The following is a 10923-nucleotide window of genomic DNA, read 5'->3' as shown; positions in this document are numbered from 1 at the left end:
CGCGAGTCTCGGTCGCTCGAACGCGAGACTCCCCGGGGCCGCGAACACGCAGCGCCGCAGGCGCTGCAAATCAAACACAGCGCTGCAAATCAGACCCAGCCGCCTACCGGACGACGGTAGGCGGCTGGTCTGCTTTCTCGTTCGTTGGCTCGGCCCGTGTCGGGACCGACCGATTCGAGCACATCGACCGGAGGGAGGGAAGACACTCCCCGGCTCATGCCGGGATCGCGACCTTGCGCGGACGGCCGCGGGGGCGCTTGCGGGCGATCACGACACCCTGGTCGAAGATCTCACCGCCCCAAACACCCCACGGCTCACCACGATCCATGGCGGCGCTCAGGCAGCCCTTGCGGATCGGGCAGGTCGCGCACAGCGCCTTGGCCTGCTCCAACTGGACCGGGCTCTCGGCGAACCAGAGGTCCGGATCTCCAGCACGGCAGGGCAGGACCTTGGTGATCTCCTGGGTCCGGGTAGTCGGCGCCACGGTCCGGCATGTCACGTCAGTAGTGGCCTGTGGCCAACCCTGTGCGGTGAACACGTCGTTCTCCTTCAGCTCGTTTGCAGCGGTTCGTTTGTTGTGGCGAAACCGGTGCCGGTCGGCTGAAGGGCCGGAGAATACTGGCCACGGTTTCGCTGTCGTGCGATCCGTGGCCAGGAGGTCGGGGAGGAGTTCCCTACCTAGGTCGACATCTGTGTCGAGTCCTGATCACGATCGCTGGGTGTGCGGTGCGGAGGCGTGCTGCCCGCGGGTCCGCCGGCTCGAAACCGGCTTCATCCGCGAAGACACCGACTGCTGCCTCGGCAGCCGCCGGGTGCCAGCCCGCGCTGGGCTTGCCCTGGATCTCGGTACGGATAGACGTGTGCATCGCAGCGATATTCACTTGCTTGCACGACGTGCCGAACGCACCGATTCCGGACAGACCGATCCCCTGCAAGGCGAGGATCCCCCGGGAGGCCGCCATGGGCGCATAGACCGCAACGCCACTGGCGCCGAAGTTCATGATGTTGTCCACTGCTCTGCCTCCCTCCTGTACTCGTGGTGTGTCGCTAACTGTGCGCGCCGAGATGCCCTCCCGGTGCGTAAAAACACCATAGGCAAGATCTTCGAGCACGACAACCTATTTTCTACCTGCGGTTTTGTGACATGGATCGAAGCCGGGACGCGACGATCGCGAGCACATCGGCCCCGAACTGGTCGATCTTCTTCGCGCCGATGCCCGCGATGGCGGCCAGTGCGGCGTCGTCGGCGGGCAGTTGTTCGGCGATCGCGGTGAGTGTGGTGTCGGTGAACACGACGAATTCCCGGACCCGCAGCGCCTCCGCCTTCTCCGCGCGCCAGTCCCGCAGCGCGGCAAGCAATTCGGCGTCCAGTTCGGCCGGGCACCGACGGCAACGGCCGAGCATGGTCGCGTACGTGCCGATCAACGGTTTCGCGCAGACCCGGCAGGTCGGGCGGACGCCGTGGGAGGCCGGCGGCGGGGCCGCGATCCGGGACGCGGGCGAATCGTCGGGGACGAGGCCGTTGAGGAATCGCGATCGCCGCCTGGTCCGCCTGCCGCCTTCGTTCCTGGCCAGCGCCCAGGACAGCCGCAGATGTTCGCGCGCCCTGGTGACGCCGACGTAGAGCAGTCGCCGCTCCTCCTCGAGCGCCGCCTCGTCGGCGACCGAGCCGTTGTCGGCGAGGACGTGCGCGATCGGCATGGTGCCGTCGGACAGGCCGACGAGGAACACCGCATCCCACTCCAGGCCCTTGGCGGCATGCAGAGAGGCCAGCGTGACCCCCTGCACCGTGGGTGGGTGCCTGGCCTCGGCGCGGGTCGCCAGTTCGCGCAGCAGCCCGGTCAGGTCGAGCCGGTCGTCGTGGCCGACCAGTTCCTCGGTCAGGCGCACCAGGGCGATCAGCGAGGACCAGCGTTCCCGCGCCTGCGCGCCCGCTGGCTCGGTGGCGGTGAGACCGAGCGGGGCGAGCACCGCACGCACCAGCGAGACCAAGGCGTTGCCGCTGCGCGCCTGGTCGGGCAGATCTTCGCGGGACGCGGCCTGGCGCAGTGCCTGCACGGCCTGCCTGACCTCCGCACGCGCGAAGAAACCCTCGCCGCCGCGCACCTGATAGGGGATGCCGCGCTCGGTGAGCGCCTGCTCGTAGCTCTCGGACTGGGCGTTGATCCGGTAGAGCACGGCGATCTCGGCGGCCGGTGTACCCGCCTCGATCAGCCGGCCGATCGCCGCGGCCACCGCCGCGGCCTCCGCGGGCGCGTCGTCGTACTCGGCGAAGACGGGCTCTGGTCCGTCGGCGCGCTGGCCGATCAGTTGCAGCCTGGTGCCCGCGATGCGCCCGCGCGCCGCCCCGATCACCCGATTGGCCAGCGACACCACCTGGGGCGTCGAGCGATAGTCGCGTTCCAGGCGGACCACCGTGGCATCGGGGAAGCGGCGGGAGAAGTCCAGTAGGTAGCTCGGCGTGGCGCCGGTGAAGGAGTAGATCGTCTGGTTGGCGTCGCCGACGACGGTCAGGTCGTCGCGCTCGCCGAGCCACGCGTCGAGCACGCGTTGTTGCAGGGGCGTGACGTCCTGGTACTCGTCCACGACGAAGCTGCGGTAGCGACCGCGGAATTCGTCGGCCACCGCCGGATAGTCCTCCAGCGCCGCCGCCGTGTGCAGCAACAAATCGTCGAAGTCGAGCAGCAGCCCGTCCGGCGTCGCCTTGAGCTTCTCGTAGCCCACGTAGACATCGGCGACGCGCAAAGCCTCGTAGGGCGTCTCGCGCCGCTGTGCGGCGACCGCCGCCACGTAGTCCTCCGGCGCGATGAGCGAGCCTTTCGCCCATTCGATTTCGCTCAGCAGGTCACGGACGCTGTCGGTGGCCGTGGACAGTCCGGCGCGGTGCGCCGCCTGCGCGACGATCGGGAACTTGGCATCGATCAGCCGCCACGCCACATCACCGACGATCTGCGGCCAGAAATATTTCAGCTGCCGCAACGCCGCCGCGTGGAACGTCCGCGCCTGCACCTGGGCCGCTTCGCCGCCGAGGCCGAGTGCGCGCAGCCGGGTGCGCAACTCCCCCGCCGCCCGTGCGGTGAAGGTCACCGCCAGCACCTGATCGGCCTTGACGTGCCCCTGCGCGATCAGATGCGCGATGCGATAGGTGATGGTCCTGGTCTTGCCGGTCCCCGCCCCCGCGAGCACGCAGACCGGACCGCGCGGCGCACGCACGGCGGCTGCCTGCTCGGGATCGAGGTCTGCGAGGTCGAGAGCGGGCACGCGGTCCATCATGACAGCGCCCACCGACACCCACCGTGCGGGCGTCCCCCGAGCCTGCACCGAAGTGACCGCGGACAACCGCACCGACGATTCCGCTCTCCTGCGCGGAAGGTCTCGGGTCCCGGCTTGCTCACAGGCGTGGTACGCCACGACTCCGGCTCGCAGGCGAGCGCCGAGCAGATGGGCAGCCGAGCAACCGATCAGCGGTCGCGCAGTAGTTGTAAGGACCGGAGGAAGGCGCCGCCCGATGCGCCGAGCGGGGCGAAGTACTCCTCGTCGCACGCCTCGACCGCGACGATGGCCCGGTTGACCAGCGCCACACCGGCTTCGGTGGCGACCAGGGCCTTCGCCCGGCGATCGCTCGGGTGCTCGCGGCGCTCCAGCAGACCCTTCTGTGCCAGCGTGCGCAGCACCTGAGAGGTCATCATCGGGTCGGTGGCGGCGTATTCGGCCAGGTCACGCTGACGCACCGGATCGGAGCGACCCGCGGCGAGGTAGGTCAGCGCGGCGAGCAACACGAACTGCACGTGGGTCAGGTCGAACGGAGCGAGCGCCGCGCGCTGCGCCGCCTGCCAGCGATTGGTCACCTGCCACAGCAACAGGCCGGGGCTTTCCTCGGCCGTGTGGAATCCGGAGCGCAGCCTCCCGTCCCCCGCCTCCTGCATCGGCCTCCCTCACTCGTCGGTCATCGCCCGCGCGATCAGCGCGTAGTCGTGCGGGCTGAGTTCTATCAGGCCGCGACGCAGGACCATCCCCCAGTTGGGCACGCCGGTGAATTCCAGATCGGCACGCAACTCCTCTATCGGGGTCTCCCGCGCCCCGGCACGGTAGCTGACCGAACGGCGCCACGGCCGGAAGCAGCCGCTGTCCTCGGGGTCGGCCTGCCAGGCCGGACGGTCGTCGACGGTGCCGATCGCGGTGAACGAACGCACCGGCGCTCCGGCGCGCATTCCCTCGCGCGGCGAGTAGTAGACCAGCCCGTCGCCCGGCCGCATACGCTCCACGGCCGCGCGCTTGCCGTGGTCGGCCTGCGCTATTCCGATTTCGACACCGCGCCGGACGTGCTCCCGGGACACGACCGCCAGCCAATATCGAGTACGCGACCCCGTGACCGGGCCGCCGTCGACGCCATTTTCTGGTAACTGGACTCTCACGTCGGCGCTCCTCCGTTCGTGTGGATCTCTGTGAGTACTTCCGGCTGACGCTCGCCCACCATGGCAGCTCTCCCCGGCCAGGTGGCCATGTCCGCCCAGCGGGCGAAGAAGGCGGTGCACTGGAGCAGGCCTACGCGGGGGCGATCAGCGACTTTTAGTATGCGCGCATACTAAAAGGAGTGCAAGACGAGGAGAAGTTCGAGTTGGAACAGTGAGCGACCGTCCGACGTTGCAGTGTCCGTGACTGACGCGAACGCCACCCTGACGATGTACTCGACCACCTGGTGCGGCTACTGCCGCAGGCTCAAGAAGCAGCTGGACGAGGCTGGCATCACCTACGTCGAGATCGACATCGAGCAAGATCCCGCTTCGGCCGAGTTCGTCGGCAGCGTGAACGGGGGCAACCACGTGGTGCCCACCGTGAAATTCGCAGACGGCTCGACCGCGACGAATCCGTCGCTGGCCGCCGTCAAGCAGGTGCTCGCCGGACTGTCCTGATCGGCCGCGCGCGGGTCGCATCGGCCCGCGCGCGGGTGCGTCAGTCGATCGCGGCCCAGGATTCGATGATGGTGCGCGCGATCGAGATGGAGCCGGGCAGCAGTAACCGGGCACCCTCGTCCCGCTTCGACCAGTCGCCCACCGCCAGGGCTTCCCGCACCTGCGCGCGGGTGAACCAGTCGGCTTCGGCGATCTCGCCGTCGGAGAAGACCAGCGGCTGTCCTGGATCGGCGACCGCGGCGAAGCCGAGCATCAGCGAGCGCGGGAACGGCCACGGCTGGCTGCCCAGGTAGCTGATCTCGCGCACGTCGAGACCGACTTCCTCACGCATCTCGCGCTCCACGCAGCGTTCCAGCGACTCACCCGCCTCGACGAACCCGGCCAGCAGCGAGAACAGCGATGTCGGCCAGCTGTGCTGGCGCGCGAGCAGCACCCGGTCGCCGCCGTCGTGAATCAGGCAGATCACCGCCGGATCGATGCGCGGGAACTCCTCGTAACCGCTCTCGGTGACGCGCGACCATCCCGCCTTCGACGCAATGGTCGCCGTGCCGTCCGCGCCGTGGAACCCGGCCTTGTCGTGCCAGTTCAGCAGCGCGATGGCGGTGGAGAGCAGTCCGGCGGTGCGGTCGTCGACGGTGCCGCCGGCCAGCGCGCGCAGATCGGTCAGCGTGCCCGCCAGCTCGGGATCGCGCACGGCCCACAGATGGATGCCGTCCTCGACGCCCAGGAACACCGCGGCGGGACTCGGCTCGGCGGACAACTCCAGGGCCGCGTCCAGGACCAGGACGTTCCCCTCGAAGCGCACCTGCCCGCGACGGTTGACCCGCAAGAGTTTGGCGTTGGCCCAGCCCTCCTTCAGGGCCTGGGCATCACCTCGAATTTCCTCGGCCCGGTCGATGACGGTACGGGACAGCAACGGAACACCATTGAGCTGAAATGCCGGCACGGTTCGAGACTATCGCGCCCGAGCTACCGCCCGGTCATCGCCGGGGGTCACTTGCCTGCCCGGCGGATGTACAGCAGTTTGTCGCCCGCCTCGACCGCGTCGACTTCCGGCTCACCGACCCGGTTGAGCACCCCGTTGCGCACCACGCCGAGGACGATATCGCTGAGATGCCGTGGCGACCCGCCGATCTCGGACGGCTCCACCTCGCGTTCGGCGACGGCGAAGCCCTCCTCCGGGGTGAGCAGGTCTTCCATCATCTCCACGACCGTGGGCGTGGTCGTCGCGATGCCGAGCAACCGGCCCGCGGTCTCCGAGGACACCACCACCGAGTTCGCGCCGGACTGCCGCACCAGATGGGTGTTCTCCGCCTCCCGGATCGACACCACGATCTTGGCGGCCTTGTTCAGCTCCCGGGCGGTCAAGGTGACCAGCACGGCGGTGTCGTCCCGATTGGTGGCGACGACCACCGACTCCGCGTTCTGCGCACCGGCCAGCCGCAGCACGTCGGACTGGGTGGCCGAGCCGTGCACCGTGACCAGCCCGGCGTTCGCGGCCGCCTCCAAAGCGACCACGTCGGTGTCGACCACGACGATGTCGGCGGGCTGCACCCCGTCGCCGAGCATGGCGTCGATCGCGGTCCGCCCCTTCGTGCCGTATCCGACGACCACGGTGTGATTGCGCACGGTGTGCCTCCATCGCTGAATCTTGAAAGCCTGCCGAGACCGTTCGGTCAGCACGCTGAGCGTGGTCCCGACCAGGACGATCAGGAACAGGATGCGCAGCGGGGTGATGATGATGATGTTCGCCAGCCGCGCCTCGGGCGTCACCGGATGGATGTCGCCGTATCCGGTGGTCGACAGCGACACCGTCGCGTAGTAGAACGCGTCCAGGAACGACAGTTCGTTGGCCGAGTTGTCGTGGTAGCCGTCGCGCCCGATATACACCACCAGCGCGGCCAGGAAGAGCAGCGCGGTCGCGAACAGCACCCGTCTGGTCAGCGAAATCCACGGACTGGTCTGCACTTCCGGGATGCGCAGCACACCGACCAAGGCGAAATCGGGGCGGCCGGACAGTCCGCGCGCTCGCTCACCGAACACCGGACACATCCGTCATCTCGTCGCCAGTGTCGGTCATCCCCGGTACTCCTCGTCCCTCCGGCACAGCGGGGAGCCTACTGTGTTTGTTTTTCCAGCGCCTGCGGCGCTGGGTGTTCGCGGCCCCTTTGTGGCTCGCGGGTGGGTCGTGGCGCGCCGTTCGAGGAGGGGCCATCGGGGTTCGCCTCGAAGCGCCCCGGGCTCGGCGCTCGGCAGCGTAGATGCAAAGGTTCCTCATGGCTGAAAACACGCTGACATCCGTGTCCGACGGCGGGCGACGGCCTGCGCTGGCTCTGGCCGCCCTGCTGTTCGGCGCCGGGGTACTGCATTTCGTCTGGCCGAATCCTTTCGATTCGATCGTGCCGCGCTTCCTGCCCGGCCGCGCTCGCGACTACACCTACGCTTCCGGTGTGGCCGAGATCGGCGTCGCCGCCGCGCTCGCGATCCCGCGCACCCGCAGCTTCGGCGGACGCGTGGCGGCGCTGCTGTTCATCGCGGTGCTCCCGGCCAACGTGCAGTTCACCGCGGACATGCTGGCCAGCGAGAAGGCGTCGCGGCTGATCAAGATCGGCTCGGCGCTGCGGCTGCCGTTGCAGATTCCGCTCATCGCTCAGGCGCTGGTGGTGAGCCGGCGGGCGCGGCGTTCCTGATCAACTCGGCCAGTTCCTCCGGACCGGCCAGGTTCACCGGCGCGATGGTACGACCGGTGCGTACGTAGTGGAACGCGGCGCCGACCCGGTCCAGCATCTCGTGCTCGGGCCGTCCCTCCCGCGCGGCCATGAGTCGCGCCCAGGCCAGGCGATAGACAGCCAGCTGCATGGCGACCGCCGGTTCCTCGGCGGCGCTGGGCTCGGCGCCGGTCTTCCAGTCGACCACGGTCCAGCGCCCGCCCGGTTCGGCGAACACCGCGTCCATCCGGCCGCGGATCACGGTGCCCGCGATCGAGGTCTCGAACGGAATCTCCACCTCGATCGGACTGCGATCGGCCCACCGCGAGTTCATGAACGCCTCCTGCATCGCGGTCAGCTCGGCGTCCAGGCCCGCATCGGCCGCGCCGCTGTCGGCCGCACCGGGCAGTTCGTCCAGACCGAGCAGGCGGGTAGAGCCGAACCACCGTTGCACCCAGGCGTGGAAGGCGGTACCGCGACGCGCCAGCGGATTCGGCGGGTAGGGCAACGGGCGACGCAGGCGGGCGGCGAGTCTCGCCGGGTCGGCGCGCAGCTCGACCAAGGCGGTCGCCGCGATCTGGCCGGGTAGCTCGACCTCCTCGGCGGCGACCTCGGCCGCCTGGTGTTCGGCCAGCAGGGCGTCGACGTCGGCGGCCCAGCCTTCGGGATCGTCCGGGTCCGGCGCGGGCTGGGCGTGCTCGGGCCGGTACGGGTCCTCCGGCGGGGGCGGAGCGAAACCGGTCGCGGCGAACGCCGGTTCGCCGGCGGACAGGTACTCCTCCACCGGGTCCGGCGCCGTGCCGAAATACGGTTCGATATCTGCGTAGGGGTCGGCGTATTCGCTTGCGATGATTTCGAAATCATCCGCGAACTCGTCCGGAGGGTACGCGTCGTCGGGTGGGTAGTAGAACGGTTCGTCCGCGAAATCGGGCTCGTCATCCGGCGGCGGAGCAACCTCGGAACGGTCGTAGCCGACGCTGCGAGCGAAGGTGCCGGACGCATCGGGGCCACGACGCTCGGCATCGGCAGGACGGGCACGCGGATCGGCTCGACCGGAACCGGCACCGCGCCCCGTACCGGTATCGGGCGCGACCGGGCCACGGTGCTCGGCGGGCCGGGCGCGCAGGTCGGCCAGAGCGGCGCGAACCAGCGCGGCGCCCTGTTCGATGGGGTCGCGGCGGGTGCTGAGCGGGTCGCGTGGCCACTCGGCGGTCGCCGGGTTGTCGGTGAACGGGTTGACGGCGTCGGCCGCGGGCGGGTCGTCCCAGCGGTCGATCGTCAAGAGGTCGTAGGCCGGGCTTCCCGGTTCCCGGTGCGCGTGCTTCAGCTCGAGCAGGAAATCCGAGGGGCCTTTCGGGGAACTGCCGGTCTCCGCCCAGTGGTGGGCCGAAACAAGCAGTACGCGTTCGGTTCTGGTGAGCGCGACATAGAACAGGCGGCGTTCCTCATCGATCCGGCGGCGCTCCAGCGCCTGCTTGTGCGCTTTGATGGCGCGGTCGAGGTCCGCACGGTCGTACAGGTCGGTGAGATCGAGCACGGGCACGCCCTCGGCCGCGTCGTCCTGCTGACGGTCACCCCGCAGTGACGTCGGCAGCTCCGCCAGCGCGCCCAACCACGTACCGGAACCGACTTTGGACGGGAACACGCCCTCCACCACGTGCGGGACCGCCACGATCTCCCATTCCAGGCCCTTCGCCGCGTGCACGGTCAGCACCTGCACCCGGTCCTTGGCTACTTCGACCTCGCCCGGCTCCAGTCCGTTCTCGACCTCCTCCGCGGCGGCGAGGAACGCGAGCAGCCCGCCGAGCGAGGCGCCGGTGTCCGCGGCGTACCCGGCGACCACTTCGGCGAACGCGTCCAGATGTTCGCGTCCGGCACCGGTACCTGCCATGGCTCGTCGTGTCTGGGTCTCCACACCGACGCCGATGGTGCGCTCGACGTCGGCGACCAATTCCGCCAACGGCTGACCGCTGCGTTCGCGCAACGCGGCGAGTTCCCGGCCCAGTGCCTCGATACGAGCGAACCCGGCGGACGAGTACTGCTCCGGCGGGCCTGGGTCGGCGATCGCGTCGGCCAGCCCGGCCTGTTCGGTGGGTTCCGGCGCCACTTCGCGCAATGCCTCGTCCAGTGCGGCGCCGTCGGCGATCTCGGCCGGGCTTCGTGAGCCGGGACGCCGGATGGACAGGTTTCCGGCGCGGCGGTTGAGCGCGGCGATATCGGCGACGCCGATGCGCCAGCGCGCGCCGGTCAGCACGCGCATGGCGGCGCTGCCCGAGCCCGGTTCGGCGATCAACCGCAAGGTGGCGACGATGTCGGCGACCTCCGGCGTGGCGAGCAAGCCGCCGAGGCCGACGATTTCCACCGGGAGTCCTTGCGCGCGAAGCGCTTCCGCGAGCGGCGCGGCATCGGCGTTGCGCCGCACCAGTACCGCCGACGTGGGCGGCTGCTGCTGCGCCGCGTGCCGGGCGGCCCACTCCGCCGCGATCCGCTCGGCCATCCAGTCACGTTCGGCGGCGACGGTGTCGGTCAACGCCAGCGCCACCACGCCCGGCCCGGCGTCGGGTTTGGCGCGCAACGCGTCGACAGTGACTCCGCCGCCCTCGATCGCCTTGCGCCGCAACGGTTCCGCCACCAGATTGGCCAGCGCCAGCGCTTCCGGTGGATTACGCCAGCTGGTCAGCAACGCCAGCGTGGGGGCGGGCACACCCGGCGCACTGGGGAAATCGGTGGCGAACCGGGGCAGATTCGCCGCCGACGCGCCACGCCAACCGTAGATCGACTGCATCGGATCGCCCACCGCGGTCACGGCGAGGCGCTGCGCGTCGTGCGGTCGCGAACGCTGGTCCCGGCGCCCAGGCGCGGCGTGCGGGTCGTGCGCACCCGCGAACCGCGGTTTCCCTGCACTCATCGCGTCGACGCGCGGCATGCCCTGCGCGGAGTCGCCGGGCCGGGCCGCGGCAGTCGGCGAGAACCCGTTGTCCGGCAATCGATCCGGAACACGCTCGGCCTCGCCGGACTGCGGTGCACCGCCGCCCTGCGCAAGCCGGTCGTCGGCCGGATCGAGAGCGCGGTGGGGCGACGCCCACAGGTCGCGGGTGGACGCATCGTTATGCGGCTCGTGCGCACCGGCGCGTTCGGGAGTGCTCGAGGTCGGCGTCTCCGCGCGGTGGACGATGTCGTGCGGCTCGCGCGCGAAGACGCTTGCCGACGGTGCGTCCGGCTCCCCGACGATGCCGTGCGGCTCGCCCGCGAAGACGCTTCCGGCCGGCGCTTCCGGCTCCCCGACGATACCGTGCGAATCT

General features: G+C 69.9%; 10 protein-coding genes. 2 read left to right on the top strand and 8 right to left on the bottom strand.

Annotated features, from left to right (window positions below):
• Window positions 1-214: 214 nt before the first annotated feature.
• The 5 genes from ACFU5M_RS15415 to ACFU5M_RS15395 form a co-directional block, all read right to left on the bottom strand.
• Window positions 215-538: a WhiB family transcriptional regulator gene (locus ACFU5M_RS15415; RefSeq protein ID WP_379049102.1), complete on the bottom strand. Its 324-nt coding sequence runs from the start codon at window positions 536-538 to the stop codon at window positions 215-217.
• Between the two features lie 136 nt (window positions 539-674).
• Window positions 675-1013, bottom strand: a complete 339-nt coding sequence (locus tag ACFU5M_RS15410) for a hypothetical protein (RefSeq protein ID WP_379049101.1) — start codon at window positions 1011-1013, stop codon at window positions 675-677.
• A 112-nt stretch (window positions 1014-1125) separates the two neighbouring features.
• A complete protein-coding gene (locus ACFU5M_RS15405; protein WP_379049108.1) occupies window positions 1126-3273 on the bottom strand; it encodes an ATP-dependent DNA helicase UvrD2 in 2148 nt (715 codons plus the stop codon).
• Window positions 3274-3461: 188 nt separating this feature from the next.
• Window positions 3462-3926 carry a MarR family winged helix-turn-helix transcriptional regulator gene (locus ACFU5M_RS15400; protein ID WP_379049100.1) on the bottom strand — a complete coding sequence of 155 codons (465 nt, stop codon included), beginning with the start codon at window positions 3924-3926 and terminating at the stop codon, window positions 3462-3464.
• Window positions 3927-3935: 9 nt separating this feature from the next.
• Window positions 3936-4415 carry an EVE domain-containing protein gene (locus ACFU5M_RS15395; RefSeq protein ID WP_379049099.1) on the bottom strand — a complete coding sequence of 160 codons (480 nt, stop codon included), beginning with the start codon at window positions 4413-4415 and terminating at the stop codon, window positions 3936-3938.
• 267 nt (window positions 4416-4682) lie between these two features.
• On the opposite strand from ACFU5M_RS15395, the gene ACFU5M_RS15390 reads away from it, so the two are divergent.
• Window positions 4683-4913: a mycoredoxin gene (locus ACFU5M_RS15390; RefSeq protein WP_086007524.1), complete on the top strand. Its 231-nt coding sequence runs from the start codon at window positions 4683-4685 to the stop codon at window positions 4911-4913.
• 40 nt (window positions 4914-4953) lie between these two features.
• On the opposite strand, the gene nudC is transcribed toward ACFU5M_RS15390, so the two are convergent.
• Window positions 4954-5859, bottom strand: a complete 906-nt coding sequence (gene nudC / locus ACFU5M_RS15385; RefSeq protein ID WP_379049098.1) for an NAD(+) diphosphatase — start codon at window positions 5857-5859, stop codon at window positions 4954-4956.
• A gap of 47 nt (window positions 5860-5906) precedes the next feature.
• Window positions 5907-6965 (bottom strand): potassium channel family protein, encoded by a 1059-nt coding sequence (locus tag ACFU5M_RS15380; protein ID WP_379049097.1) that lies wholly within the window; start codon window positions 6963-6965, stop codon window positions 5907-5909.
• 224 nt (window positions 6966-7189) lie between these two features.
• Between ACFU5M_RS15380 and ACFU5M_RS15375 the strand changes: the two genes are divergently transcribed.
• Complete coding sequence (locus ACFU5M_RS15375) at window positions 7190-7603, top strand: hypothetical protein (RefSeq protein WP_379049096.1); 414 nt, start codon at window positions 7190-7192, stop codon at window positions 7601-7603.
• Here ACFU5M_RS15375 and ACFU5M_RS15370 read toward each other — a convergent pair.
• Window positions 7557-10853 carry a 3'-5' exonuclease gene (locus tag ACFU5M_RS15370; RefSeq protein ID WP_379049107.1) on the bottom strand — a complete coding sequence of 1099 codons (3297 nt, stop codon included), beginning with the start codon at window positions 10851-10853 and terminating at the stop codon, window positions 7557-7559. The two genes, ACFU5M_RS15375 and ACFU5M_RS15370, sit on opposite strands and share 47 nt — an antisense overlap.
• Window positions 10854-10923: the final 70 nt, after the last annotated feature.

The organism is Nocardia sp. NPDC057455, from assembly GCF_042802775.1.
Lineage (GTDB): Bacteria > Actinomycetota > Actinomycetes > Mycobacteriales > Mycobacteriaceae > Nocardia.
This window is presented reverse-complemented; position numbering and strand designations above follow the sequence as displayed.

What these genes read in the sequence shown, in the direction of transcription:
- ACFU5M_RS15405 (WP_379049108.1), bottom strand. Translation starts at nt 3,273, where the DNA reads ATGATGGACCGCGTGCCCGCTCTCGACCTCGCAGACCTCGATCCCGAG.
- ACFU5M_RS15400 (WP_379049100.1), bottom strand. Translation starts at nt 3,926, where the DNA reads ATGCAGGAGGCGGGGGACGGGAGGCTGCGCTCCGGATTCCACACGGCC.
- ACFU5M_RS15390 (WP_086007524.1), top strand. Translation starts at nt 4,683, where the DNA reads ATGTACTCGACCACCTGGTGCGGCTACTGCCGCAGGCTCAAGAAGCAG.
- ACFU5M_RS15380 (WP_379049097.1), bottom strand. Translation starts at nt 6,965, where the DNA reads ATGTGTCCGGTGTTCGGTGAGCGAGCGCGCGGACTGTCCGGCCGCCCC.
- ACFU5M_RS15375 (WP_379049096.1), top strand. Translation starts at nt 7,190, where the DNA reads ATGGCTGAAAACACGCTGACATCCGTGTCCGACGGCGGGCGACGGCCT.